28 protein-coding genes are annotated in these 26,728 nt (G+C 54.1%); 8 read left to right on the plus strand and 20 right to left on the minus strand.

All coding sequences use genetic code 11. The features are described 5' to 3' along the window. Positions 1 to 508: 508 nt before the first annotated feature. The 4 genes from C6366_RS16770 (at position 509) to C6366_RS16790 (ending at position 6,843) form a co-directional block, all read left to right on the plus strand. Complete coding sequence (locus tag C6366_RS16770) at positions 509 to 1,864, plus strand: GLUG motif-containing protein (RefSeq protein ID WP_107740033.1); 1,356 nt, start codon at positions 509 to 511, stop codon at positions 1,862 to 1,864. 811 nt (positions 1,865 to 2,675) lie between these two features. Beyond that, entirely contained in the window at positions 2,676 to 4,079 is a 1,404-nt protein-coding gene (locus tag C6366_RS16780; RefSeq protein WP_107740037.1) for a DUF1566 domain-containing protein, read from the plus strand. Positions 4,080 to 4,121: 42 nt separating this feature from the next. Then, complete coding sequence (locus C6366_RS16785) at positions 4,122 to 5,429, plus strand: hypothetical protein (protein WP_146164897.1); 1,308 nt, start codon at positions 4,122 to 4,124, stop codon at positions 5,427 to 5,429. Between the two features lie 226 nt (positions 5,430 to 5,655). Continuing rightward, positions 5,656 to 6,843 carry a GLUG motif-containing protein gene (locus C6366_RS16790; RefSeq protein ID WP_107740041.1) on the plus strand — a complete coding sequence of 396 codons (1,188 nt, stop codon included), beginning with the start codon at positions 5,656 to 5,658 and terminating at the stop codon, positions 6,841 to 6,843. A gap of 149 nt (positions 6,844 to 6,992) precedes the next feature. On the opposite strand, the gene C6366_RS16795 is transcribed toward C6366_RS16790, so the two are convergent. The 4 genes from C6366_RS16795 to C6366_RS19735 all read right to left on the minus strand — a co-directional run bounded on the left by C6366_RS16795 (position 6,993) and on the right by C6366_RS19735 (position 9,533). Next, the gene (locus C6366_RS16795; RefSeq protein ID WP_107740043.1) at positions 6,993 to 7,694 is read right to left on the minus strand and encodes a hypothetical protein; all 702 of its coding nucleotides are present in this window, start codon (positions 7,692 to 7,694) and stop codon (positions 6,993 to 6,995) included. Positions 7,695 to 7,708: 14 nt separating this feature from the next. Continuing rightward, on the minus strand, positions 7,709 to 9,130 hold the full coding sequence (pcnB, locus tag C6366_RS16800) for a polynucleotide adenylyltransferase PcnB (protein WP_107740045.1): 1,422 nt from the start codon (positions 9,128 to 9,130) through the stop codon (positions 7,709 to 7,711). Between the two features lie 29 nt (positions 9,131 to 9,159). Beyond that, on the minus strand, positions 9,160 to 9,267 hold the full coding sequence (locus tag C6366_RS20765; RefSeq protein ID WP_368731508.1) for a dual CXXC motif small (seleno)protein: 108 nt from the start codon (positions 9,265 to 9,267) through the stop codon (positions 9,160 to 9,162). 125 nt (positions 9,268 to 9,392) lie between these two features. Further along, entirely contained in the window at positions 9,393 to 9,533 is a 141-nt protein-coding gene (locus C6366_RS19735; protein WP_158269838.1) for a hypothetical protein, read from the minus strand. 364 nt (positions 9,534 to 9,897) lie between these two features. Here C6366_RS19735 and C6366_RS16805 point away from each other — a divergent pair, with 364 nt between their 5' ends. From C6366_RS16805 to C6366_RS16820, 4 genes are read left to right on the plus strand one after another with little or no spacing between them, the layout of a single operon-like run. Beyond that, a complete protein-coding gene (locus C6366_RS16805; protein ID WP_107740048.1) occupies positions 9,898 to 10,731 on the plus strand; it encodes a phosphate ABC transporter substrate-binding protein in 834 nt (277 codons plus the stop codon). 20 nt (positions 10,732 to 10,751) lie between these two features. Next, on the plus strand, positions 10,752 to 11,600 hold the full coding sequence (locus tag C6366_RS16810; protein ID WP_107740050.1) for a PstC family ABC transporter permease: 849 nt from the start codon (positions 10,752 to 10,754) through the stop codon (positions 11,598 to 11,600). Beyond that, positions 11,597 to 12,487 carry a PstA family ABC transporter permease gene (locus C6366_RS16815; RefSeq protein ID WP_199221552.1) on the plus strand — a complete coding sequence of 297 codons (891 nt, stop codon included), beginning with the start codon at positions 11,597 to 11,599 and terminating at the stop codon, positions 12,485 to 12,487. The genes C6366_RS16810 and C6366_RS16815 overlap by 4 nt, the downstream gene beginning before the upstream one ends. A gap of 1 nt (position 12,488) precedes the next feature. Beyond that, positions 12,489 to 13,250 carry a phosphate ABC transporter ATP-binding protein gene (locus C6366_RS16820; RefSeq protein ID WP_107740052.1) on the plus strand — a complete coding sequence of 254 codons (762 nt, stop codon included), beginning with the start codon at positions 12,489 to 12,491 and terminating at the stop codon, positions 13,248 to 13,250. A gap of 86 nt (positions 13,251 to 13,336) precedes the next feature. On the opposite strand, the gene C6366_RS16825 is transcribed toward C6366_RS16820, so the two are convergent. The 16 genes from C6366_RS16825 to C6366_RS16905 form a co-directional block, all read right to left on the minus strand. Beyond that, positions 13,337 to 13,807, minus strand: a complete 471-nt coding sequence (locus tag C6366_RS16825; protein WP_107740054.1) for an HAD family hydrolase — start codon at positions 13,805 to 13,807, stop codon at positions 13,337 to 13,339. 306 nt (positions 13,808 to 14,113) lie between these two features. Continuing rightward, on the minus strand, positions 14,114 to 14,878 hold the full coding sequence (locus C6366_RS16830) for an ABC transporter ATP-binding protein (RefSeq protein ID WP_107740057.1): 765 nt from the start codon (positions 14,876 to 14,878) through the stop codon (positions 14,114 to 14,116). Between the two features lie 49 nt (positions 14,879 to 14,927). Beyond that, positions 14,928 to 15,767, minus strand: a complete 840-nt coding sequence (locus C6366_RS16835; protein WP_107740059.1) for an ABC transporter permease — start codon at positions 15,765 to 15,767, stop codon at positions 14,928 to 14,930. A 108-nt stretch (positions 15,768 to 15,875) separates the two neighbouring features. Beyond that, a complete protein-coding gene (locus tag C6366_RS16840) occupies positions 15,876 to 17,051 on the minus strand; it encodes an ABC transporter substrate-binding protein (protein ID WP_107740062.1) in 1,176 nt (391 codons plus the stop codon). 79 nt (positions 17,052 to 17,130) lie between these two features. Further along, positions 17,131 to 18,267: a double-cubane-cluster-containing anaerobic reductase gene (locus C6366_RS16845; RefSeq protein WP_107740064.1), complete on the minus strand. Its 1,137-nt coding sequence runs from the start codon at positions 18,265 to 18,267 to the stop codon at positions 17,131 to 17,133. A gap of 120 nt (positions 18,268 to 18,387) precedes the next feature. Continuing rightward, positions 18,388 to 19,131 carry an ABC transporter permease subunit SaoP gene (saoP, locus tag C6366_RS16855; RefSeq protein ID WP_255412108.1) on the minus strand — a complete coding sequence of 248 codons (744 nt, stop codon included), beginning with the start codon at positions 19,129 to 19,131 and terminating at the stop codon, positions 18,388 to 18,390. A 225-nt stretch (positions 19,132 to 19,356) separates the two neighbouring features. After that, on the minus strand, positions 19,357 to 20,187 hold the full coding sequence (saoB, locus tag C6366_RS16860) for an ABC transporter substrate-binding (seleno)protein SaoB (RefSeq protein WP_146164898.1): 831 nt from the start codon (positions 20,185 to 20,187) through the stop codon (positions 19,357 to 19,359). Positions 20,188 to 20,197: 10 nt separating this feature from the next. Beyond that, positions 20,198 to 21,322, minus strand: a complete 1,125-nt coding sequence (gene saoX / locus C6366_RS16865; protein ID WP_158269839.1) for an ABC transporter substrate-binding subunit SaoX — start codon at positions 21,320 to 21,322, stop codon at positions 20,198 to 20,200. A gap of 144 nt (positions 21,323 to 21,466) precedes the next feature. Beyond that, complete coding sequence (locus C6366_RS16870; RefSeq protein ID WP_107740072.1) at positions 21,467 to 22,219, minus strand: ABC transporter ATP-binding protein; 753 nt, start codon at positions 22,217 to 22,219, stop codon at positions 21,467 to 21,469. A gap of 58 nt (positions 22,220 to 22,277) precedes the next feature. Then, a complete protein-coding gene (saoC, locus tag C6366_RS16875; protein ID WP_107740074.1) occupies positions 22,278 to 22,760 on the minus strand; it encodes a Cys-Cys-COOH (seleno)protein SaoC in 483 nt (160 codons plus the stop codon). After that, on the minus strand, positions 22,757 to 23,842 hold the full coding sequence (gene saoE / locus C6366_RS16880) for an efflux transporter SaoE (protein ID WP_107740076.1): 1,086 nt from the start codon (positions 23,840 to 23,842) through the stop codon (positions 22,757 to 22,759). The genes saoC and saoE overlap by 4 nt, the downstream gene beginning before the upstream one ends. Before the next feature lie 4 nt (positions 23,843 to 23,846). Further along, complete coding sequence (gene saoT, locus C6366_RS16885) at positions 23,847 to 24,101, minus strand: thioredoxin-like (seleno)protein SaoT (RefSeq protein WP_107740078.1); 255 nt, start codon at positions 24,099 to 24,101, stop codon at positions 23,847 to 23,849. Between the two features lie 22 nt (positions 24,102 to 24,123). Continuing rightward, positions 24,124 to 24,402: a DsrE-related protein gene (locus C6366_RS16890; RefSeq protein ID WP_199221554.1), complete on the minus strand. Its 279-nt coding sequence runs from the start codon at positions 24,400 to 24,402 to the stop codon at positions 24,124 to 24,126. A gap of 79 nt (positions 24,403 to 24,481) precedes the next feature. Further along, positions 24,482 to 25,132: an alkylmercury lyase family protein gene (gene merB, locus C6366_RS16895; protein ID WP_107740083.1), complete on the minus strand. Its 651-nt coding sequence runs from the start codon at positions 25,130 to 25,132 to the stop codon at positions 24,482 to 24,484. A 55-nt stretch (positions 25,133 to 25,187) separates the two neighbouring features. Beyond that, positions 25,188 to 25,340 carry a twin-arginine translocation signal domain-containing protein gene (locus C6366_RS20770; protein ID WP_107740085.1) on the minus strand — a complete coding sequence of 51 codons (153 nt, stop codon included), beginning with the start codon at positions 25,338 to 25,340 and terminating at the stop codon, positions 25,188 to 25,190. 155 nt (positions 25,341 to 25,495) lie between these two features. Then, complete coding sequence (locus C6366_RS16905) at positions 25,496 to 26,287, minus strand: acyl-CoA dehydratase activase (protein ID WP_107740087.1); 792 nt, start codon at positions 26,285 to 26,287, stop codon at positions 25,496 to 25,498. Between the last annotated feature and the right edge of the window lie 441 nt (positions 26,288 to 26,728).

Genomic DNA, 26,728 nt, shown 5'->3' on the forward strand with positions numbered 1-26,728 from the left:
AGAGGTGTATAAGAGACAGTCCCCACCGACTCAGCCCCCCCCCTTTCTGTCGCTTATCCGACACCAGCTTCCAAGGCGAATCAGGCCCTGCGCGTACCACGCTTGTCCGCCACAATAATCTGTTATCACTAACTTATTCATGGATTCTTGACGTCAAGCAAGGCTGGAAAAACGTGAATTATTGCCTTTAGGCCGCTGAAAAAAAGCTCAAAAACCTCTGAAAATACCCCCAAAAAACTCAGTGTTTTTTCTCCGAAATGCGTTATGCTCACTCTCAAAGCATTCATTTCAGGGATTAACCGGCTCAAACGGACGTGGTGAGGAACATGGGAATATCAGAACAAACCGCCCGTTCCCGCCACTTTCCCGGCGCAACCGGGCGTCAATATATCATGGCCCAGACCCCGGCCCGGCTTGTCCTCCCGGCAGGCCGGGCATTGCCTGACAAACAGGCCTGACCCCGCAACATTCTCCCGCACGGCATGAAAGACCACAGCGAGGTACGCACATGAACAAAGCCCTTTCCCTTGTCCTCACGACCCTGTTTTTCCTGACCCTGACCGGCACGGCCCTGGCCCAGACCGCCACAGCGCCTGCAGCTGGGGACGGCTCACCTGGCAACCCCTACCAGATCGCCACCCTGGAGAATCTGTACTGGATCGCGGCTCCTGATGCTGTAGTGCCACTTCCAAACCGGGCTGCAAGATGGGCCGCGCATTACATCCAGACCGCGGACATCGACGCCTCGGCCACCTCCGGCTGGGACGGCGGCGCGGGCTGGACGCCCATCGGCGGCCAATTCCCAGCCCCCTATTTCACCGGTACCTACGACGGCGGAGGGTATACCATCAGCGGTCTGTTCATCAACAGGCCTGGGAGCGATTTCCAGGGGCTGTTTGGGTTCGCAGAGAATGCCACCATCAAGAACCTTGGCCTGATTGGCGTAAATATTACCGGAGCAAATAATGTCGGCGGGCTGGTGGGAGCTATACAGGGGTTTCCTGGAACCACCGTGTCCAACTCCTACGCCACCGGCGCGGTTAATGGAGCAGATAATGTCGGCGGGCTGGTGGGATGGATTGTTGGTGGCAGCGTGTCCAACTCCTACGCCACCGGCGCGGTTAATGGAACAACCAGTGTCGGCGGGCTGGTGGGATTGAATTCTGCTAGTGGCACCGTGACCAACTCCTACGCCACCGGCGCGGTTAATGGAACAGTCCGGGTCGGCGGGCTGGTGGGATGGAATGCTGGTATCGTGACCAACTCCTACGCCACCGGGGCGGTGGCTGGAGGAGGAGCCGATGTCGGCGGGCTGGTGGGATTGAATCCTGCTAGTGGCACCGTGACCAAGTCCTTCTATGACAGGAATACAACCGGCCAGAGCGACACCGGCAAGGGCACACCCAAGACCACTGCGCAGATGAAGGACATCGCCACGTTTAGCGCCTGGTCCATAGTGGACGGCTGGGAGCAGGCTAATGGCAACGTATGGGGCATTTGCCAGAGTGCAAGCTATCCTTTCCTGTTGTGGCAGTACTCCTCGAACCCATGCACCTACTCGCTCTCTGTACGATCATTCGGCGCTTCCTACGTGTCCATCACGGCCACCCCGGGCATCTACGGCGGGACGACCAACTACGCCAAGGCGGGCATCCTTTTCGGCACAACCATTACCCTGACCGCGCCGGCAACCAAGGACAACTCCAACTTCACGTCCTGGAGGGGTTGCAATTCCACGAACCAGTCCGCCAGAACCTGCACCGTGACCATGAACGGCAACAGGACGGTCACGGCGCACTACGATGGCGACACGCCCAAGGCTCTGCCCGGCGTGCTGATGCTGCTGTTGGATGATGCAGAATAGTGTATGGGGTCAAGTCTTGTTTTTTGATGTATTTCGTTCTTTTCTGATGATTCCGCTGGCAGTAGCGTAGTTTCCATCCGGAAACTCTTTTGTTTCCGGATGAAAACTAGCGTAATGAAGGCCGGGATGCAGCGTTGGAACCGAGGGTTTTCAGTGGATACGGTCATCTTCCGTGGAAATGGACCCCGAGCAGGCACATGAAAGATGGTGCAAGGAAATTCAATCAATCCGAAGTGATCTGGCCATGTATTCAGCTTTTCTCGCAAGTACACGATCTGACCCTGTCTTCTTTCCGCCCTCACCCCTCCCTCTCCGCCATTCTGTCGCTTATCCGACAGCCATTTTTCGCGACGCATCAGGACCAGCGCGCGACGCATTCCCATCTCGCAACATCTTGTTATCAATAATTTTATTATACAGACCAGACGCCAACTAGAGCCGCAAAAGACGCGGGATTCGGCCTTTGGGCCGCTGAAAAACCGTTCAAAACCTCTGAAAATACCCCCAAAAAGCTAAGTGCTTTTATCTCCGGGGTGCTCTATGCTCGTTCGCAAAGTAACCGGTTCAGGGCTTAACTGTGAAAATGACCTTATCCACCAGTCCGTTCAAAAACCCCAAGTGCAAGGAGCAAAAAAAGCTATCCGGACACGTCCTGTGTCCGGCCCCTGCGGGCTGTGTCTGCGCAATATTTTCGATTTGCCGTCCTGGCAATCGAATCAAGGTCGAAGCGTAGTCATTCATGCGTGAGAGTTCGAACTTTTTGCGGCGACGCAGCAATTGGGAGTTTTTCAACTGATAGCGAGGTGCGTACATGAAGAAATCTCTTTTCCTTGTCCTTACGGCCCTGTTTTTCCTGGCCCTGATCTTGTTTCCCGCCGCCAGTGTCCTGGCCGGAGACCTGGCCCCCCCGGCCGCTCCCGCGAGTCCGGACAGCGCCATGTTCACCCTGGAGGACATCTTCAACCGGCTGGACAGCGGCGCGGCAGGCAGCAAGCGTGACGGGGCCTTCGTCGAGCCGGGTGCAGGCCCTGTGGCTGGAACAGGCAAAACCCTGGATGAGGTGATGGGCAAGGCCCCGGCCGTGGATGATGCCGCCGGGGCCGGCGTTGCGAACGTCCTGGCGGGAAAGACGTTTTGGGGCCTGCTTTCAGGCGGAGGCTGGGGGTTGCAGACCGGCACCCTTGCGGCTCAAACACCGACCAATACCACCGTTGAACAACCGGCCGGCATTTACGAAGCCTTCAATCTCTCCACAGTGGACGCTGACCTGGTGGCTGGCAACATCAAGAAGGATGTGGTGATTTTTGGGATTACGGGCACGGCGGATGTGCCTTCGGGCAATGCCGTTGCCGCGGATGTTCTCACCGGGAAGACCTTTTCCAATGCGGGCGGGGTCGGCTTATCCGGCACCATGGCCAATGTCGGCCAGCAAAACATCACCCCGGGCACATCGGCCCGGACCATCACCCAGGGCTATCACGACGGCACGGGCACCGTGGCCGGGGATGCAGGCCTGGTGTCCGGCAACATCCATTCCGGCGTGACCATTTTCAGTGTGACCGGTGATCCCAATGTTGTGAACACCAGTTCAGGCGATGCCGCGGCCGGGGATATCCGGGCAGGCAAGAAGGCATGGGTGGATGGCGCAGAAGTTACAGGCACGCTGGATCCTGATGCCATCCCTTGCAGCGGCACCCGCTGGTCAAACACGGAAGTAAACCCCAACGGCCGCTGGTGCGACAACAGCGATGGAACGGTCACCGATCTGTTCGGCCATAACGGCAGGGGCAAGGGTCTGGTTTGGCTTAAAGATGCTGGTTGGGGTGGAAAAAAAGCATGGAGAGTTGATGGGAATAGTGTTGATGGGGCTGGCTATAATCCCGTTTATTATGATGACGCCCATACCCGGGCCGGCATTCTCTCGTCTACCATGTCAGGTAAACCAGGAGACTTAAATGACGGATCCGTTCTCGGCGATTGGCGGCTGCCGACTATTGAGGAATTGAAAGCGCTAACTCACGGAACAGATCAGATCCGTTCTGATACACCTGGACCGTTTTCCGGGGTCGAGTCGGACGACTACTGGTCAAGTACATCCAATAGCGCTCTTGCATGGCCATTTTTTGGGAAAATTGTGCTTATGTCCACCGGTGCCGATTCGGATAATGTTAAAGTTGGGGAAAACTACGTGTGGCCCGTCCGCGCCGGACAGTGAGTTGATTTGGACTTTGGATATTCGATCCATGAGGAGTTTTCCATGGGGCACCCAAGCAGACTCTGGTTGATGCGGTTACGCGGCCTTCCGGCCATCTTCATCATGCTCGGCCTCTGTCTTATGACCGGACAGGCTCTGGGGCAGGGGATTGATAGTACCCATAAATACGCCTGGTCCGAGAACACGGGCTGGCTGAATTTCAACCCGGCCCAAGGGGATGTGGCCGTCTATGCCACACACCTTGAAGGATATGTCTGGGGTGAGAATGTCGGCTGGATCCGTCTGGGCACGCATACCGGCGGCGGCACCCACACCTACGCCAACACCGACGAGACCAACTACGGCGTGAACCGCACCGGCAATCAGCTCTCCGGCTTTGCCTGGAGCGAAAACACCGGCTGGATCAACTTCAACCCCACCCACGGCGGGGTGAGCATCAACCCGGCCACCGGCGACTTTTCCGGTTATGCCTGGGGGGAGAATATCGGCTGGATCAAGTTTGCCGGAACAGCCTTGGACGATACCGTGTATAAGGTGAAAATGGCCGACACCGCCCCCACCGTGACCACCCAGGCCGTGACCGGCATCGGCACCACCACGGCCACGGGGCATGGAAATATCACTGATCTGGGTACTCCCAACCCCACTGCCTACGGGGCATGCTGGTCCACCACGGCCGATCCGACCACGGCTGACAGTTGCACTGACAAAGGCGGAGCTGCATCTACAGGCGCTTTTACTGCCAATATCACCGGCCTGAGCGCTGGTACAACGTACTATGTGCGGGCTTTTGCCGCAAATACGGCGGGCACGAGCTACGGAGATAACCGACAATTTACAACAACACTTGCAACCTACACCGTGACCCCCACGGCCGGGACCGGCGGCACAGTCAGCGATGCAGGGACCTATGCTCATGGAACACAGGTCACTGTCCAGGCTTTTGCCGCCAGCGGTTATGTCTTTGTCAACTGGACCGAGGGCAGCACCGTGGTTTCCTGCGATGCGCAGTACTCGTTCAGGGTCACGGGCAACCGCACCCTGCGGGCCAATTTCAGCCCGGTGCGGAGCCAGTACACCATCGCAGGGGCGGCCAAGCCCGCGAGTTACGGGACGGTCAATGGTTCGGGCCCATACAACCACGGGGCCAACGTGACCATGACCGTCCTGCTGTCGCACCAGGGTGTTTTTTTGACCAATTGGATCGAAACCTGGCCGGGGCTTGCGGGTTATTGCGTGGTCTCAGAGGATGAGCAGTACACCTTCCCGGCCACCAGAAACCGCAACCTCACGGCCAATGTCCGGCCCAAGACCCTGCCCGGCGTGCTGATGCTCCTACTGGACGAATAGCGCGTCTGCATCCATATGAAATGGCCTGACAAAATAAGGGGCGGTTCTGATGTTCTTGCATTTCTCAGGGTGTTGCATACAGTCATGCCATGCAGTGTAAAAATGCACGCGTTTTACTCGTGCTTCACGCCAAGCTCGCAATGTCCTTTCGGCCGTTGCCTGACGAACAAGCCCTGCCCCGCAACACTCTCCTCTACGGCATGAAAGACCACAGCGAGGTACGCACATGAACAAAGCCCTTTCCCTTGTCCTCACGGCCCTGCTTTTCCTGACCCTGACCACAGCGGCCCTGGCCCAGACCGCAACGCAACCGGCAGGGAGCGGTACTGCCGGCAACCCCTACCGGATTGCCAGCCTGGAGAATCTGTACTGGATCAGCCAAAATTCTGGTGAATGGGATAAGATCTTCAAGCAAACCGCGAACATTGACTTTGCTGATGCAACCCCGGCCATAAACACATGGGACAGCGGCGCAGGCTGGACGCCCATCGGCGATCATTCATACCACCACTTTTACGGCACTTATGACGGCGACGGGTATACTATCAGCGGGCTGTTCATCAACAGGTCCGACCACCACCAGGGGCTGTTTGGGTATGTAGCAGGTGCCACTTTCAAAAACATTGGCTTGATTGATGTGGATATTACCGGTTCCACTTATGCCGGCGGGCTGGTGGGACAATTACAAGGCACAGTGGATAATAGCTATGTCACCGGGTCAGTATCTGGAGACTCCAACGTCGGCGGACTGGTGGGATTTAATACTGGCAGCGTGACCAACTGTTACGCCACAGCGTCAGTATCTGGAGACTCCAACGTCGGCGGACTGGTGGGATCAAAATCTGCTTCGGGCACCGTGACCAACTCCTTCTATGATACGAATACAACCGGCCAGAGCGACACAAACAAGGGCACACCCAAGACCACGGCACAGATGAAAAACATCGCCACGTTCAACGACCCGGATGCAACTGATGGGCTTACAACAGCTTGGCCCATAGTAGAAGGATGGGCAGCATTTCAATCCCCAAACAATATCTGGGGCATCTGCCAAGGGACAAACAACGGATACCCCTTCCTGTTGTCACAGTACAACACGAATCCGTGCATCTACTCGCTCTCTGTACGATCATTCGGCGCTTCCAACGTATCCATCACGGCCAACCCGGCCATATACGGCGGAACGACCAACTACGCCAAGGCGGGCATCCTTTTCGGCACAACCATTACCCTGACCGCGCCGGCAACCAGCGGGAGTGAGGGCTTTTTGTCTTGGACCGACTGCAATTCCACGAACCAGTCCGCCAGAACCTGCACCATAACCATGAACGGCAGCAGGACGGTCACGGCTCGATTCGATGGAGACAGGCCCAAGGCCCAGCCCGGCGTGCTGATGCTGCTGTTGGGTGAGTAGTTCCGAAGCCAAGCTAAAGTGAAAATCCAGGCAAGGGCGGTTCCATGGGGGCCGCCCTTTCTCATGGATAGCTTCTCAGGGATGGGATGGCCCCGCGAAGTTGGACGAACCTCAATGCCCCCCAATCTCTTGAAGGAAGATATCTCATTTCAGGCAGGGATCTGCTCGACCCGGGCCTCGACGTCGAAGTGGTCGTGACCCGTTTGCTCCCGTTCCCTTCGTGTTCTCCGGCGGACCGTGATGAATTGGCCGGTGGGCTGGCGGACCCGGTCTTGGCCGGTGAACAGGCTGAAGGCCACGCTTCCCGAGCCGCAGGCGGTTTCCGGGACAAAGGAGTCCACTGCCGCGACGTAAACGTAAGGAATGATGGCGTCGTCGGAGAAGTGGATCGCGCCGAAGGCCGGGAGGTCGAAGCGGCCGCACAGGTCGGCCACTTCGCGTTTGATCCGGGGGTGGTTCGTGGTGCTGCTTTGGGCATGGCCGTCTGATGTGGGGTGGAGAATGAAGCCGATGCCTTCCAGGAGGGCGATGTTGTCGGTCAGGGACCAGCGCAGGGGGATGGTCACGCGGGCGGCGTGGGGCGTATTGACGAAGTCCACTGATTGGTCCAGCCCGCTGACCCCGAGGGTTCCATTCGGTCCCAGGGTGGAGGCGAAGGCCAGGGTGGCGTTGATGCAGAATTCTCCACCCATCATCTCCAGGCGCGGCGGATGGGCCTGGTGGTCCACGAAGCCGACCTGCTCCACCTCTCGAAGCAGGTCCGCGGCCAGGGACGCCCGGCGGGCGGGCGGACAGTCCCGGACCAGGGCGGTGGCGTTACCCCCGGCGATGAGGAATTTGCGAGTCGTCATGGCGGACGGGCGCGTCAGGTTTGGGGCGCGGACGACGGCTTGCGGCGGCGGGAACGCTTGCGCGGCGGGCGGGAACGCTTGATCTCGACGTTTTCTCCCGCTGTTTCGGTTGCCGGATCGTCTTGTATCGCCGTCGTCTCGTTTGGTTTTTCGACGCCGGCCTTCACCTGACGGCGTCTTGGCCTGCGAGGCTTTTTAGCGGCGGTCTTTTTCGTGCTTTCGGAGTCCGGGCGTTGGGCTTCGATTTCCCGACGCAGAACGTTCCAGGGTTCGAGGCGCTCCGGATCCTCGCCGGCCACGCGCAAGCCGATTTCATGCAAGGCCAGGGTCTCGGGAAAGGTTTCCTGGGCCACGAAGCCGCGTTTGGAGAAGCGCTTGCGCTTGTCCGGGACGAATCGGGACTGGTTGGCCATGACCTGGATCATCCGCATGGTCATCAATTTGGGCATGCTGATCCGGATGCAAATGGGCGTGAGCAGTTCGGTCAGCCGGAGGTGGAGCGGGAGCCGTTCCTGCTCCTCGTCCCGAGCCGCTTGTTCACTGAGGATTCGGTTCATGGGGGCGAAAAACAGGGTCGCGAAAATCAGGACCGGATTCAGCCCACCCCTGTCTCTGATCCGGTCGTCCAGGCGGCCCAGCCAGGACCACAGGACGGGTTCCCGGTTTTGCGAGTGGTCCTGGTCCAGATACCGCGCGATTTCCGGGAGCAGTTCCCCGAGCAGGCCGGTTTTGTAGAGCAGGCGAACGGCTTGTTCCCCGGAACCGTAGGCAAAGAGCTTGATCAGTTCCTCGAAGACCCGGGGCGGGGCGGCCTTGAGAATTTCCCGGTGATGGCGGAGGATGGCGTTGAAGGTGGCCGGTTCGATCCGAAAGCCCAGGCGGGAGGCGAAACGCACGGCCCGGATCATGCGCACCGGATCCTCCCGGAAGCGGATATTCGGGTCGCCGATACAGCGGATCAATCGGTCGCGGATGTCGCTCAACCCACCAACGTGGTCGATGACGGAAAACCGCTTCACCTCGTAGAACAGGGCGTTGATGGTGAAGTCCCGGCGCAGGGCATCCTCTTCCGGTGAGCCGTAGCAATTGTCCCGAAAGACGTACAAATCCCCGTCTCCGTCGGCATCCGGCTCGGGACAGCGCCGAAAGGTGGAGGTTTCGATGATCTGGTCGCCGAAATGGATATGCGCCAGCCGAAACCGGCGGCCGATGATGAAACAGTTCCGAAAGGCCTTCTTGATCTGGTTGGGCGTGGCGTTGGTGCCCACGTCGAAGTCCTTGGGCTCGCGCCCGAGGATCAGGTCGCGCACGCCGCCGCCCACCAGGTAGGCGGTGAACCCTTTGCGGACCAGCCCGTACATGACCCTCAGGGCGTCGGGATGGATGTTTTTGCGGGAGATGGGGTGTTCGTCGCGGGGAATAATTTGTGGGGGCATGCGGGTGAGGAAAACGTAAAAACGTATTGCTATATGCGGTTACAGGGAATGTCGGCCAAAAATTCTTCCATCAGGTCGTCCAGGGTGGTTCCGTATTCGTGCAAGGCAAAGGCGGCGCCGCAGGACCCACAGCGCAGGGCGACGGCCCGTCAGCCGCGCCGGGCGTGCAAGCGATCGCCGCACTTCCGGCAACGGAGTCGGGTGCGGATGTCTTGGATGGGCGGGAGCATGGGAGTCCTTGCGTGTCGCGGTAAACTTTCGGTCACGGACGCGACCATACAGTGAGACCGCGGAAAGTCAATTCCGAGGCCGTAGGGACCAGGGCCGCGTCCAGCACAGCGGCGATCCGCCGAGCGGTCAGGGCATTCTGGAAATGTTCGCCGAATCCGGCATGTTTGCTCACGTCTTTCCTCTTTTTCATGACATTGGTCAGGATATCCGAATTCCAGCCCGCTGTATTTTCAGATAAAATTGTGAAGGGTCAGCCTGGGCGTCATGCAGGGAGAACGGATGGATCTCCAGAGGCAGGTCAACCCTTCCGCGATGCTTGCCGAATCTTTGCATGTCAAAATATGGAATGCCCTGGAAATCCCTCAAAGGGATTCATTCAATCGGATCGGATCAAGAATAATAGAAATAGACAATACGAATGTTTGATGTTGATAGATAAAGCGTATTTGACCTGCCTGGATACTCTTCTGTAGGGAAGTGCGGAAATGAAGATCCATTCTCTTTCCCAACACTAAACCTGAAATGGAGAAACCCCTATGCTTGCGAAACACGGCAAGGTTTTTGTTCTGGCCTGGTTTGCTCTGGTCCTGATCGTTTCACCGGTTCTGGCCGGGAATCTGGACAGGTTCACCGGGATGGAGGGCTCGCTGGATATCGCCGGAGGCACGGCGCACATCCCGGTGATGAATGAAGCGGCCAAGCGGATCATGACGTTCAATCCCAAGGTCCGAATCACCGTGGCCGGCGGGGGCACGGGGATCGGCGTGCAAAAAGCCGGGGAAGGGCTGGTGGACATCGGCAACACCGGTCGCCCCCTGTCCGATGAGGAAGTGAGCAAGTACGGACTGCGGTCGTTCGCCTTCGCCATCGACGGCGTTGCGCCCGTGGTTCATCCGGATAGCCACGTCGCGGATCTTACCGCCCAACAAATCAGGGACATTTTCGGCGGTCGGATAACGCGCTGGAGTGAGGTGGGCGGCAACGACGCGGCCATTCACGTTTACGGTCGTGAGGAGGCCAGCGGCACCCACGAGGTGTTTTGGGGCAAGCTGTTGAAAAAGGAAGCCGTGGTGGGTACGGCGAATATCATCCAGTCCAATGGAGCGATGAAAGTGGCCGTCTCTCAGGATCGCAACGCCATCGGGTACATGAGCATCGGGCACATCGACGATACCGTGAAGCCCCTGGCCGTGGACGGGGTCGTCCCTTCCCAGGAAACCGCCATTGACGGCAGCTACCCGGTGATTCGACATCTCTTCATGAACACCAAGGGCGATCCCGAGGGCCTGACCAGGGCGTTCATCGATTATATCCTGAGCGAGGATGGGGCCGGGATCATTCGCGCCTCCGGCTACATCCCGCTGCAGTAGTTATCAACAATCGTTTTTTCATGCTATCCGAATCCTGGATTCGGCGTGCCCTGTGCGCCGCCGCGACGACATGCGTCGCGGCGGCCTTCTGCATCCTGCTGGTCCTGGTTTATCTTGTGCTGCCGCTGTTCACCCCGGGCGGACTGGGCGCGGTTTTTTCCTGGCAGTGGCTGCCGTTTCAAGGCCAATTCGGCATCCTGCCGATGGTCACGGGATCCCTGCTCCTCTCTCTCGGGGCCTTGACTCTTGCCACGCCTTTGGCCGTGGGCGTTTCCTGCTTCGTCCAGGTGCTGGCGCCCAGGCGCGTCAAAGGCCTTTGTCTGGCCATGATCCATTACATGACCAGCATTCCCACGGTGATCTACGGCTTTGTCTCGATTTTTCTCCTGGTCCCGTTGATGCGCGAATGGTTTGATCGGGGTACCGGCTTTTCCCTGCTCACGGCCATGATCGCCCTGACCTTGCTCATCCTGCCGACCATCGTTCTGGTCTTTCACGCCACGTTGCGCGAAGTGGACCTCACGGCCCGGACAACGTGCGCTTCGCTGGGTTTTTCCAGACCGTCCTATATCCGACATGTCCTGCTTCCCTTGTCCCGGCGCGGCCTGCTGGCCGCCGTCATCCTCGGTTTTGGCCGGGCCGTGGGCGATACGCTGATTTCCTTGATGCTGGCCGGCAACGCCCCCATGGTTCCCGGCTCACCCCTGGACTCCATCCGCACCCTCACCGCGCATATCGGCCTGGTCGTGGCCACGGACAGCCAAAGCACGTTCTACCATTCCGTGTTCGCCTCCGGCCTGATTCTTTTCCTGATCATGATTCTGATCAATCTGGCCTTGCGTGGACTGGGCCGCTCCTACACCTCATGACGCCAGGAACGCGACTCCGGATTGCCGACAAGGCCACCGTGGTCTTTTGCTGGGCCGCCGCAATGGGCACGGGCATGGCGGTTCTCACCGTGATGGGGTTTCTCCTCTACCGGGGGGCGGGCGTACTGGGGCCGGAGCTGTTCTTTGGACAGACCCACTGGTGGGAAGCCCTGACCGGAGCCCGACCAGTCTTTGGCGGCCTTTGGCCCGCTCTGGCCGGAACCTTGCTCCTGGTGGCGCTGTCCTGCGCCATGGCCGTGCCCGTGGGCATTGCCGGCGGCATTTATCTTGCCGAGTACGCCACCCCGCGCTTTCAGGGCGTGGCGGGGTTCGCCGTGGATCTGATGGCCGGCATTCCTTCCATTGTCATGGGCCTGTTCGGGTTCAGCATGATCGTCGTCCTGCGGCATACCTTCGCCCCCCAGGCCAAGACCTGCCTGTTGCTGGCAGCGGTCTGCATCGCTCTGCTCATTTTGCCCTACCTGGTCCGGACCACCCAGAACGCCTTGTCAGGCCTGCCGGATCACCTGCGCCTGCTGGGGCCCAGCCTGGGTTTCTCCACGTGGCGAAATATCCGCCATGTCCTGTTGCCATCGGCCGGACGGGGCGTCCTCGGCGGCGTCATCCTGGCCATGGGCAGGGCCGCCGAGGACACTGCCGTGATTTTACTCACCGGAGTCGTGGCTCAGGCTTTTTTACCCCGGAGCCTCTGGGATAAATTCGAGGCCTTGCCCTTTCGCATTTACTATCTGGCCGCGGAACACCGCACAGCGGGTGAACTGGATCAGGCCTTTGGCACGGCCCTGGTTTTGCTGACGCTCACGGGGCTGCTGTTCTGTCTGGCCTTTGCCGTGCAGAGAACCATGGAAAAGCGATGGAAAGTATAAAATGACACCGCAACCTCTCTTGGAAATCAACGACCTGACAGTGCGTTTCAGTGGTCAGGCCGTTCTGTCGGGAATCAACCTGAGCATCCATCCCGGCGAACTGGTCATGGCCGTGGGGCCGTCCGGCTCCGGCAAGACAACGCTGCTGCGGGCCGTGAACCGGCTGAACGAGGAATTCTCCGGGTGCGAGACCAGCGGGCGGATCAGGATTCATCTGCACGGTCGCTGGCTGGACTGCTACGCCAAGGACGTTTCCCTGCCCGAACTGCGTCTGCGCATGGGCATGGTTTTCCAGCACCCCAACGTATTGCCCTTTTCCATCTACAAAAACGTGGCCCTGCCTCTGCGCGTTTCCCTGGGGCTGGACAAGGCAATGGTGGAGCAGCGGGTCAAGCAGGCGTTGAAGGATGTCTGGTTGTGGGACGAGATCAAGGATCGCCTGCACGACAACGCCCTGAAACTATCGGGCGGGCAGCAGCAACGGCTTTGCCTTGCAAGGGCCCTGGCCTTGGAACCGGCCATTCTGCTTTTGGATGAACCGACAGCCTCCCTGGATTTCAAGGCCACCAGGAAAATCGAAGCGTTGTTTCAGGATCTGAAACAACGCTACGCCATCCTTGCCGTGACCCACAGCCTGGGACAAATGCGTCGCTTGGCGGACCGGGCGCTGGTGCTGCGCGATGGAGAGCTGGTTTCGGAGTTATCCCGGGTCGACCTCGAAAACCAGGAGAGTTGCCGGCGGATCATGGAGGAAATATTCTGAATCAGTCCATATGGGCCAACGGTTGAGCCTTTCGAGGCATTGCCTTGTCTCGCTCGGGCCGTAAAACCGCCGGACGATGAAGCCTGCTACCCCCGAAGGGTCGCCGACAGGCGCAGGGGGTTCGCCAAGAGATCAAGGGCGTCGCAAACGGATCGGCAGACCACGTCGGCAACGGCCATGGTCCCCGGCGCGGCTCCTTCCTCCTGGAGCAGGGCGATGCCCAGGGACGCGGCTTGCAGCATCAGGGCATCGTTGCGGCCGTTGCCCACGGCGACGCACCCGGAAGGACCGAGGTTATCCAGATACGCGGCTTTGGCCCTGGCCTGCCCGGACTCCGGGATGACCGAAACCGCACAGACGATTCCCCGCATCTGGTCCTGTACGCTGCCGAAGGTGTCCGCCGTGAGCACATGGATCTCCAGCATCAGCGCCAGACCGTCCAGTCGTTCGCGCACACCGGGCAGCAGTCGCCCATCCAGGGCCAGGGTGCCATTGAAGTCCAAGACAAGATGCTCGAGAGCCAGGGGCTTCCAGCCGGGTACGTCGATATGCAGCATGGCGGTATCCTTGTAAGTATTTCACGATGAAGATCATTGCCGGTGGCAGGTTGCCGCGCTTCGGGCAAGCACGATGAAAAACCCGTGACGCGAGTTTGATGCGTGAATGCGCAAAGAGTCAACACGCGGCCGTCTTGCCCGTCCGGGCACACAGGCCCCGAAATATTTCCCCGAGAGGCTGCTGGTCGATGAATGAATGGAGGGGGCGGTCGTAGTCGTCGTCCAGGTATGCCCAGCCCTCGGGTGCGTCTTCGGAAATGGCCTCGATTGTGAATACGGCGAAAAAGAGACTATAGAATCATAATATTATAATTTTGCCTCAGATTCCAACATTTCAAGCAATTGTGCGACCAAAGCGCCGTAGGCCGGGTCGGAGCGCTTTCTTGGGCGGGGCATGTCAACGGGGATGTCGGCGAGGATTTTGCCGGGGCTGGCTGACATGACCACGATGCGGTCGCTCAGGTAAATGGCTTCATCCACGCTGTGGGTCACGAAGAGGATGGTTTTGCGGTTCTTGTTCCAGATGGTCAGCAGTTCCTTCTGCAACAGTATCCTGGTGTGCGCATCCAATGCGCCGAAGGGTTCGTCCATCAGAAGGATTTGCGGGTCGTTGGCCAGGGATCTGGCAATGGCCACTCGTTGCTGCATGCCGCCGGACAATTCATAGGGATAAGAATTCGTGTAGGCGTCAAGGCCGACCAATCGCAGATATTTCATGCCGATCTCGATCCGCTCCCTTTTGCCTTTTCCAAGAAATTCCGGGCCGAGAACGACGTTGTCGATGACGTTGCGCCAGGGGAGCAGGGAATACTCTTGAAACACCATCCCAATTTCGTGGCTGCTTGAGGTCAGCAGTTTGCCCTTATATGAAATTTTTCCTTGGTAGTCCTTGTCCAGCCCCGCGACCAGTCGGAGCAGGGTGGACTTTCCGCAGCCGGAAGGCCCGAGGATGCAGACGAAGTCGTTCTCGAAAATGTCAAGGTCAATGCGGTCAAGGGCGTCGATCCGCTCTTTCTTTTCCGTGAGATAGGCTTTGCGGACGTCCGACAGGGTCAAAATGGCGTTGTTCATTGAAAATTCAGGAGGTTAAGTTCTTAACGTTTGATGTCTTAGCAACTTGTCAAGTCGATTTATGAACCCATGAGAATTTTTTATGTTCCAACAACCGGAACGAGTAGTCCAGCAAAACCCCAACCAAGCCAATCGAAATAATTCCAGCAATGACTATGTCGGTGCGAGCCAGTGAATAGGCATGCATGATGACATACCCTACTCCCGAAACGCTACCAGGAAGCATTTCAGCTGAGACCAGACACATCCAGGCAACTCCCAGTCCAATACGCATGCCATTCACGATAGATGGAGCTGCCGCGGGGATAAGGATTTTACACATAATGTCTTTCTCACTGGCACCCAGAGTGCGAGCTGATTCCAACAGTGTTTTTCTTGTATTTCTAACACCATGTATTGTGCTTGTCAGAATTGGAAAAAAAGCGCCCATAAAGATGATGAACAGCATGGCTAACTGTAATCTTCTCAGATGCACAAAAAGTGGACTCGCATCAAACGGAAAAAATGTCGCCAAGCTTGTTATGCCAAACCATGCCAGGACCAGAGGAACCCATGCCAGTGGAGGGATTGGGCGGAACATGCCAAAGAAGGTACTGAAGAGCTGGTTTATCAGTGGCTTGTATCCCATTGCCAAGCCAATAGGCACCGCGACAAAAACAGCCAATGCATATCCAACAAGTACCCTGGAAAAACTGGTCATGACATTGTTCAGCAAAGAACCTAGGCTGATTAGTGGCGCAGTAGGGTTGAGTAATATATAAAATACTTTGTCTACTGTAGGAAGGGCAATAATGTTGTCGATGGATAATGCGATAATTTGCCACACGCCTAAAAATAATAAAGGAGTTGCAAGCGAAACAGCTAACTTTTTTAACAATCTTAAACCCATGTTGATATGTTTCGTTGAATGGCGTTTATTGGTGGGGAGGTGAAAAACTATTCACCTCCCCACCATTTGGCTTTGTTGTTGCCTAAACGCAGACACTCAAGTGAATTGTTAGTGATTTGTAAACCGAAAATCAAAAATTTCCGATTTTACTTCTTCAAAATCAAGGTTTTGCATCTTACCATTGAAATGTCCTGTGCCGTTCAGAAAATTGTAAAGGACCTCGGTGCCTCTCATCCAACTCTCTGTCGGAACAACTGTATAGTGGACGGTTGACAACTTGGCGGCCTCCTTGGGAACGCCGATCCGTTCGGAAACAATGGTTGCGGCTTCGTCCCGATTGTTATTGAGAAAATCGGCGGTGAAACGCATTAGGTCAACAAAAATCTGCATCTCATTTGGATAATTTTCAATAATGTGTTCACTGGCGACTAGACAGCAACATGGAAAATCAACGAAGTAGTCGAGTGGTGGAAATTCCGATGATTCAAACACAATATTACCAATGCCTTGGTGTTCAGCAACCATTGGGAAAGGGGATGGTCCGATCCAACCTACGACTTGGCCGCTGCTCATCGCCGTCATGAAGTTTGCTGTGGACCGTAGATTGACCAGTAGCACATCGGCCTCGGAATTTTCAAAATCTTCCGTATAGCTGATTCCATTTTTAGCAAGCGCGGACTTGATAATTATTGTCGCTGAACTCGTAGGCGATATATAGCCGATGCTTACTGGAGTCGTACTTTGCTGAATATAATTATAAAAAGTATCCCAGTCTTTTACGCCTGTATCTTTATGAAATACAAGGGAATTCCCGCCAAGGTGGGCCGGGCCTAATACTTTTATTGGTACGTCCCTGTCCCGGTTAGACATAACCACTGTTACTGAAAACATCGAGATATCAAGCTGCTTTTGTGATAGCATTGTGGCCGCTTCAGCACCGCTGTTTGTGACGATCATTTCGATGTTTGCTACTTGATCGCCATTCTTGGAAATAAGCCTGTATACCTCATTGTTAATCACGGTCTCCAGGTATGGCCCTTGTCCTTTAAAAGCTTCAGCCTTGTGCGCAGCGGCTATGCTCAGCAGGCTGTGATCACTGAAAATATATCCTACACGGAATGTTGGAATTTTATCTCTGCTTTTCACACTACTTGAGTATCCAGCAAGGGGAAAAAGTAAACTGATAAGAATTACGGATATTACAATGGGCATAAAGGTTTTCATGCGATTTTGAAAGGCAAAAATCACACTTGCAACGACCAATAATTTGCGGTTCTTATTCATATTCGTTCTCCATGTAGATGTAAAAAATATAATGTCCAAATCCTTCAATCACAATACGTTCTAGCTGTCTTGATCTGCGTCAGAGCATCTCGAGATAGGCCTCTATGCGAACCCGAAGTTGTTCCGTGTCGCTTTCAGCGTAATCAGTTTCCAGATGGAGAGCGGGAAAGTTGAAAGTTTGTGTGACGAATTCATTTACAAGAAATGCTTCAATGTTATAGGTGTGACAGGCTTGCCACGTCAGATCGATAACCCCGTCAACCTGAAATTCGCGAATCATCTCCTCCAGCAACGTAAAACGGCCTGGATTGGGACTCATTACCGAACAAGGGATGGCGAGGTATTGCTCGGCCAGGGCATCCAGGGGGTCTTTGTCTTCTGAAATGGAAAATATTTTTTTATAGCCGGAACAATTTTCAAAGGCCACCACATCGGCACCGCTTTGTTCAACAATCTTCACAACCTTGTCGCTGCCCACACCCACGGGAACCCCGGTTAACAGGATTCGTCGACGCTTACGGTCCTGTCCGCCGCTCACGGAAAACGCCCCGGCACATGCCTCGGCAACCACCCTTTCCATCAGATTAATTGCTTTCTCCTTGTCCGCCAGAAAACCGATTTTAGTGAGCAGTTCCAACAGCACTGAACCGCTGAGCGGGGCAGGCTGCTTTTTGTTCAGATCCATAACCGCCTTTCGCATGGCGCGGAGCCGGTTCATCAAGCGGATAGCCCGTCTGAGACGTTCATCGGTAATCTCTGTTCCGGTCTGTTTTTCGACGATGGCCTTGAACCGCTCAAGTTCGCTGCGCCACAAGGCAAGCGCCCTGGGGTCGTCTTGATTCTGTGGCAATTGCAGCACATAGGTGGGTTTGTATCGATTGAGCAGCTCGAACATCTTCTTTTTTCCGTCGCAGGTGGTATCTCCGATGATGATGTCAGAATACCGAAAAAACGGGCACGTATCGCTGACAGCAAACCCAAAACTGCTTTTGATCAAGGGGCAAAGATTGCGGGGCAAGAACTCCTCTGCCGCAGCGACAGGCTCGTTGCGCGTGCCGCACAACGGCAAGGGGATGGCCCCAGCTGCTAGAGCGATTTCCATGGGGGAATAAAGGCAGTAGAAGCCGATGGCTGAGCGCCCTTCAGCTTTGGCCTGTTCCAGTTCCAACAGGTTTTCTTCAGCGATTTGTTGTAATGAATTGATCAGACTGGTCATTATTTTCTCTTAAATTCTTCAAACGGTGAATGTGTAGGTTCATGCCTATAAGTGATACTGTCAGTGAATCATTAATTCACCTTCCTATATTCTTGTTTATCACCTCCCATCGCAGACGTTTTAGATGTATTTCCATCTTGCCGCACGTTTTGTCAGAAACAAAAAACCTCGATCTATCGTCAGACCCACCAATCCTGCCATGACCATGAGCGCCATGACCCTGGGGGTGTCCATATATGTTTGAGCTGTTACCAGTGCATGGCCAAACCCGGACCGGGTGGCGATGAACTCTGCTCAGATGACGCTCATCCATCCAGCGCTTAAGGCCAGCCTCATGCCGGTCATGATTGAAGGAAGAGAACTGGGCAAGACGATATCAATCAAAATGCTGCGATTGCTAGCGCCCATGCTGCGAGCCGCGTTGTAATAATCCGTTGAGATGTCCTGAACCCCGGCTACCACGCTGAGCATCATGGGGAAAATGCCGGCAAATGCGATTAAGAAAATGGTAGGCCCATTCCCCAGACCAAACCAGATGATGGCCAGGGGCACCCAGGCCATGATGGGAATTTGGCGTAATGATGTGATTAACGGGTCAAGGAAGCTTAAAAAAGTCCTGGAATAGCCCATCACGAAACCCAGGGGCAGACCGATGACAACAGCGACCAGAAAACCCAAAAAAATTCTCCAGAGGGTGATCAATAAATCCGCGTGGATTTGAGGGTCCAAAGCTGCATGATAAAATGCCTTGGCGGAAAGCCAGGGTGAGGGCATCAGGAGTGTTGATTGGAATGACATGGCTGCCAATTGCCAGATCGCCAAGACGATGATCACACTGCCTACCCAGTAAAAACGGGAGAGAATACGGGCATGTTTACTGGAACCCTTGTACAGCTTTTCAATTATGGCATCGCGGTCTTTCAGATAACTGAAGGTATGTACGTTTTGCCTGCTTAGGTCTTTTCCGCGATCGTTCTTTGAGTTTTCCATATTACGTTCCAATAATTTATAGATGATCTCTTGAGTAGTGGTTTGAACGGCATTGAAAGGGGAATCGTCGAAGTTTAGAGCTTGATAGCCTTGTACAAACTATCGAGGATCACAATTGCAACTGGCCACAATCGGCAGAAAGACAATTCCGGATTGTTGCTTCCAAATATCCGCCTCATTGCCAGTTGTTGTGACTCTGCTGTAACCATCAATAGCCGACTGGAGGGTTTTTGTATTATTGAGTTCAATGGCAGCGGCGGTGAAAGCTGACAACAGCCAGCCCAGGTCGGGAATATTTTGTCGGACTACTAAAACATACGTTTCCACATATTCTAAAAAACCACCAACCTGAATTTTATGACCAGTCAAATTGGTGGAATCTTCGATGTCCACGATTGCTGCATCAACCTGGCCCGACTCGTAAGCCACTCCCAAAGCCATCGGTGAAATGGGCAAGATTTCTACGCCTTCACCAAATGCTTTTCGTGCAATGCTGACCTGGTATTCACGATGTTGAGCAATGCCGACCTTTCTGACCTTTTCCGGGTCGCGGGTCACAATCACAACTGAGTTGGCCAGAACGGGCCCTACTTCCCAGAAACGGCTATCCTTGGCCACAAGTTCCGCTGCCGCGGTCGGGCAGAGAATCGCTGCATCCACCGCTAGAGAAAGCAGGGCAAACTGCGATATCGCGGCGCAACAGTCTTCAAGGGAAAAAATCTCGTAATTAAACGAACGGATAAGGTTGTCAGCATCGACATGATGAACAAGATAATGCACCAATAACCCACCAGCTCCGCTGGGGACGCCGATGCGGATGCTTGAAGCATCCTGATTTGCACGATTACATCCACAAAAAAGCACGGTTAAGCACAGGGCAGTCGCCACTGCTGCCCTGGCATAGTTTGCGGTCAATGCGCGATACCCCATCGAAACTGCATTAAATTGTATGCCTTTTGGTGGCGACGTCAGTCCAATCTTCCAGGCTCATGCGATCAGGGAAATAGGGCTTCACTTTCTTCTCAATAAATTCATAAAAATCTGGAGCACCGATTTCCTTGAGCAACGTATCGTCCATCCATTCCGCGGGGGGGGCTGTTTCCTGAAATTCCGGCAAACCTAAACTCTTTGAGTAGGCAAATTGTCTCTCCTTCTCACTGACATCATGCCTCCATGTCATGCTTGTTCCTTCCGCATTGGTTTTGCGCCAGATGGTTTTGATGGCAACAGGCAACGGTACTTTGAAGTCAGAGGCAAATGTTTCGGCAGCCTTATAGGGTTGTTCATAGACAAACATCAGGGCATCGATGTGAGTTTTCAGACAAAGTTTGGCAAGTTCACGGTGTTGTTCGATAAAGGCATCCCGCATGACCAAGTCGCAACAAGCTCCCCAACTGCCGTCCTGCAGGAGATGATTGGTCGCGACAATCCAACCCACATCCGAGTATTCCGCCATGGAGCCCCACGGGTCACAACAGGTGTAGCCGTCAAGGTGTCCGGCCATCAGGGCGACATATTCATCTCTATCAGTCATGACATACACGTCGTAGTGTTCAAACTGCCATGGTATATCCACCTGGGTGGCACAGTTGCACCAGAATGGGTTGGGGTGAGCGCCGAGTGAAACACGCTTGCCAATCAAATCCTTGGCTTCCTTGATATGGTTGGCGGCAACCAGATACCATGACCCGCCACGATGGTTATTGGCCACTACGCGGATTGGCGCGCCATTGCGAAAGGCCCGCTCAATGGTCGTGGTTCCCACATACCCCACGTCCATGTGCCCGGCGGTCATCGCCTGCGGCACTTGCCCATTGCCCGTCATCCGGAAATTATTGACGCCATTGTTCATGAGCAATCCCCTGTCACGGGAGATTGGCGCGGCAACCATGTGATCGCAGTCGTAATATCCTATCTGGACGGAATAATTATCCTTGCCGGCAACTTCTTCTTTCGTGCAGCCGGTAAGCAGAGGGACCGTTGCTCCAGTGAGGGCAACTCCCATGAACGAGGAAGCCCTTAGGAATTCCCTGCGCGTCATGTTTTTTATATTGTATTTGTACATTTGCTCCTCCCGTTTTTTATGGAATTTTAGAATGTTGGGTCTAAATAGTTTTCGATTTGCCGAGTCCTTTAATCTATGCAAGAGCATAATTGCATTCTAATAATCTAAACCGTACTCTTGCTGTATTTTATAGCATGCCTCCTTTTAGAATTCATTTTGACTGTGCAACAAGTCCGAGACATCAACTATCATTTCCTTGTATGCCCTGGATGTACGATCTCTAGGCCGTTCCAGGTCAACAAATATATCCTTGATGATGTATCCATGCTCTGACATAAGAATTATTCGATTGCTAAAAAATATAGCTTCGTCAACATCGTGGGTGACCATGATCACTGTAGCTGGGTCTTGAATAAGAATGCTTTCCACATCCGCCTGCAACCTGCGCCTCATTTGCATGTCCACTGCCCCCAGGGGTTCATCCATTAACAATACCTTGGGGTGACAGGCCAGGGCGCGAACCACCCCGGTCCTTTGTTTCATGCCGCCGGAGAGTTGTGCTGGATAGATATGCTCCTTGCCTTCCAAATTTGCCAGCTTGAGCAGGTGCTTCAAGCGAACCTGACGGTCCTCGGCACTAACGCCCTGTTGCTTCATGGGGTAGAGGATGTTGTCTTGAACTGTCATCCAGGGAAAAAGATTGTAGCTTTGGAAAACAAACGCCCTGTCAGGTCCAGGCCTGGTTACGACAGCCTGTCCGACTTTCACTGATCCGCTGGTGGGCTGGAGGAAGCCGGCGATAATACTCAGTAAGGTGGATTTGCCGCAGCCAGAAGGGCCTAAAATGCTGACAAATTCGTTTTTATTTACATGGAAATCAAGATCGTGAAAAACTACGTGACTCTCCCGTCCATTCGGGTAAAGTTTGGTCAATTGTTCTACCGTCAATTCGTGCATTGTCAGTGGCTCCAGAATTCTCGATGCGCCTAGTTGGCTTGTGCTCATTCACGGTCCATCAACAGCAGTCAGCCATGCCCTCGCTAAACAAATCCACGATCTCGCCGTCCTCGACGCGAAAAATTGCATACCCGATGAAGGGGCCTTTTCGGCCTTGGACGAGGAATTCAAGGGGAGGTTTGTTATCGATGTCTTTGAACTGAATCATTTGATCGGAAACCGGGGCCGGTACCGGATCGCTGACGAAATAATCAGTTCCATGGTTCAAAAGAACACGCATTTCGTTTTGACCCTTAACGACTTGGTAAATAACAATCAGGTCTTCCTGGCCGTTATCATTCAGGTCGGCTTGAGCGTATTTCAGGATGGGGTTTCCCGGGTAGCTTTCAGCAAAATTGCGCAACAGTGTGTTATGGTTCAGAACATCCGGGCAGAAGTCTTTCTGGTCCCCAAGCGGTGGCGTGGCCAGTTCGGTACAGCCGGAAGCAGAAAAAAGGAGAGCTGCGGCAGCCAACATTTTGATAAAAAATAAACATTTCACGCCACAGCCCTTTTCCAAAGCGTCGTCATCTGTGGTTTATATGCCCTCAAGAAAAGCAACAGGATGAACACCGAGCAGAGGATTTGGACAGGTTCCGGGATGGAAACAATTAAACGGTTGGCCAGTCCAATTGCTTCCTGTCCTTTTTCCAGATTGTAGAACGGGACAAAATCAGGCAACAGCAGGAGATTGGTGAACCAGCCAACCACCAATGAACTGGAGACCACCAGGCCGCTGTAGATCAGCACCGCCCGTTTCCCGATCATTTTATAAATACTGATCAATTCAGGAAGATTGGTGGCCGCCCCGGTCATCAAAAAGGTGATCGCAATGCCGGGCGAGGCCCCGGTGGCCACCAGGGCAGCAACCAGGGGGATATGTCCGACGGCGCAGACATAGATCACCGCGCCCAGCAATGCGATGCCGAAAATGGAAATCATCCCGGAATGGCCAAGATATCCCTGGATTAAATGCTGGGGGACGCCAACAATAAGTATCCCGGCTAAAATGACACCAAAGACGATGTATTTACTGACCATGGTACCTAAATCTAATGATCCCCACTTGAGGCCGATGAAAAGCCTTGTCCCGATTGAGACCTGTTCTGTTCCTTCCATGGCTGTCGGTTCAATCTGAACATCCATGCCCGGTGCATGCAGCTCCTTGCCGGCCAGGGCATTCGCTGTCAGCCCGATCGCTACTGGCACAAGAAAGCCGGTGATCAGGTAAATCGTGGCGATCTGCGGACCGAGCAATCCGTAGGACAGCAGAACGGCAGCCGGATTGATGATGGGAGTGGCCACCATGAAAGCCAAGGTTGGGCCGAGATATGCCCCGGTATAGTACATGCCCAGACCCAGAGGGATAACCCCACAACTGCAAATGGGCAGGAGCATCCCTGAAAGCGTCGCCTTGAGGATCGCCGCGAGACCGCGATTGCCCAAGGCTCTTTGAAATTTGGCCGGGTCGAGAAACTGCCGAAGCAGGCCCGCGGCGATAAAGCTGACGATCAGCCAGGGTGCGACACTGCGCAGGATGTGCCAGGAGGTGAAGACAAGGTCCGCGAGCAAGTCGGAGATCATTGTTTCAACCTGCCATAGCCTGGCTTATGGCCTGCTCGATGATCTCTTTGGAGAGGTTTTCATACCTTTTCACTCCGTTGATGATCATCGTCCCCTTGCTGATCATCCCGTATTTTTTCAGGTAGCCGAAATCCTTGCCGGCATTATAAATAAAAACATCGATATCATCCCCGTAACGGGCGGCGATATCTTGGATGGTTGCTCCGTGTTCGTCGCAACAAGGGCAGGTATTGATAAATTCAATTTGAACTTTGGCCATTTTCATTACCTTTTCGAAAGCGTTAGAGGGTGATGACCTGACTAAGGGCGACATCCTTCAATGCCGCATGTAGGTCGGGGAAGCACCCCAGACGAGCGGCCGCAACCAGATCGTCATTGATTTTTCGAACAAAAGCCCATTTGTCGCAGGCCATTATCAATATGCCTGTTTCTTGAGATATTTTTGTCAGCCGCTCGCCGATATCATTCCCTTTCACCAGCATGAAGGTATTATCGACAAAAAAGAACATTCCGACCACTGTTAAGCCGTGTCCGCCCTGTTTCAGTTGGGGGAGAATCATGTTGCTGAGAATGTAGTGAGAATTTTGGGTAGAGAAAACATAGGCGACATTTATAATTTCCCTTTTTTTTTTTTAGTGATCAGGCCATCAGGGGCACAAAGAATCGCGCCGCAAAGTCAATAGCCTCGTGTAAGGTGAACGTTTCTTTGTTGTTTTTATCCTCATCCAGCCATGATTCGGCTGTTTGCCGGTCTTTTAAGAACATCATTTCCATGCACAAGCTGTTTGCACAGCAGGAACAGGCATTGGCCGCTCCCCAGATGATTCCAAAGTGGATATCGCCAGCTTCATCAGTATTTTGAATCGTCATTCCAGCCTGTCTGATATTAATAGGAGCCCCTGTTGCCCTACATTTTGAAGAAATTTCTGTGTCAAATCCAAACATCGGACTTACCGCAAGAGCGTCAAGGGCACACATTGCGTTGACTATGTTGCCATTAACCATGACCTTATGTTCACGATCCTCCATGGTAAATGGATACGCGCCGATTGGATCGCCGGAACATGAAAAGACCATCATATCGTTGCTTTTAAGGATTTTCATCGCTTCATCAATGTTGACGACATGCTGAGCCATTTCACTTTTCGTCAATATTCTTCCTTTTTCAACAAAAGAACGGAGCACTTTCCGATGCAGCTCTTTTATCTCTTCTCCACAACTATCCTGCTTTGCTTTCAGAGGGAGAACACTGATCAATCGATCCAGGGCGCTATCAACTTTTACACTCATTACAATCTCCTTATGATATTCGTTTGGTCTTTTCTCCGTAATGGTCGTTAACAGGTCATTGCCGTACGTTTCCTTGCCGTTCAGCAGCAGGAGGATCGTGCAGCACCCGCATGCCGAAGTGATGCGCAATGCCCACCGCACCACCGGAAAATTTCATGAAATCACGTCTCGTCAAATGGATCTTCAACGAACCTATCATCGCCTTCATGGTTGAGGGTTATGCCTGTTTAGTAGGTCAGCTCTTTTCCGCCCAGTTCTCGAACCTGGGGAAGCACTGGGGTTTTGGCGTTGTCATGGGAACATTTCCTTGGCTGATGAATCGCTGTGGGAGGGCGTTGCAAATGATGGCAAGCCAGGCATTTCTTACTGGCCGGTTTCTTTCCTCAAGCAGTACCGTGCGGCTCCAAGCGCACCGACCATGTCCGGTTCGGTCGGGACGATGATCCGTGTTTTGAGCCGCTCCTCCAATAACCTGATCACGCATCGGTTGTGGGCCACGCCGCCCGCAAAGCAGAGTGGGTGCTCCAGGCCGACTCTGTTGAGCATGGCCACTGTTCGTTCCACAATGGCCAAGTGAAGGCCCAGGGCGATATTTTGCGGCTGTTCACCACGACCCATGAGGGAGGTGGCCTCGGATTCGGCGAAAACAGCGCACATGCTGCTGATTTGCACCTGTTTGTCCGCGGTCAGGGCGAAGTCGCCGAACTCCTCGATGGGGACTTGCAGAGAGGTGGCCATGATCTCCAGGAATTTGCCCGTACCGGCGGCGCAGCGGTCGTTCATCTCGAATTTTAGCACCCGGCCCTCAGGCCCTAAAGAGATGACTTTTGTGTCCTGACCGCCGATGTCCAGAATGGTGCGCGCTTCGAGGTACAGCCTGGCCGCTCCCAGGGCATATGCCTGGATTTCAGTAATTGCGTCGCATGGATTCAGGATGCCGCTTTCCGCGAACAGCTTGCGGCCGTACCCGGTGGCCGTGATCCGCCGTACTCCCACTCCCATGAGGATATCGCGGCATTGCCGTAAAGGGGCGAAGGTGGTGGGGGCTTTGGCTTGGTGCGTGACTTCCCCGGTCGGGCTGAGAACGACCAGTTCGATGGATCGGGAGCCGATGTCGATTCCCGCGGCTATACCGGTATTATCAATATGCAACATAAGCGAACAGTTTCCTCTACAGGGTTGGCGTGTCCTCGATACAGATACTTTCCCAAAGGGAGGAGGCCATCTCCTTGCTGTTAGCGCATCTTCGGGCTTGATGTCTAATCAGGAAAGTAAATGCATGTCGCTACTTTTTATTTCATTTTTCTATGGATTGGCGCTACGTGAGCGTATTTCTATGTGGTAGGATGATTTGAGAGAATCAAAATTCCAGATTGCAAGGACATCCTTCGTGATGATGTTTCCATACATTCATTGTTATCAACTCTATATGGACTTATTCAATCAATGAATACATTTATTGAAATTTAATCAAAAAAAACTATGCAAAGAAAATCATATATATATTTTTTATAAAGAAAAATTGACAAGCCATTTTGTCAAAATTTGTAAGAATATAGTGAATTAAGGTAAATAATGTATTTAAAAATATAAAAA

Source organism: Desulfonatronum sp. SC1 (genome assembly GCF_003046795.1).
Taxonomy (GTDB): domain Bacteria; phylum Desulfobacterota; class Desulfovibrionia; order Desulfovibrionales; family Desulfonatronaceae; genus Desulfonatronum.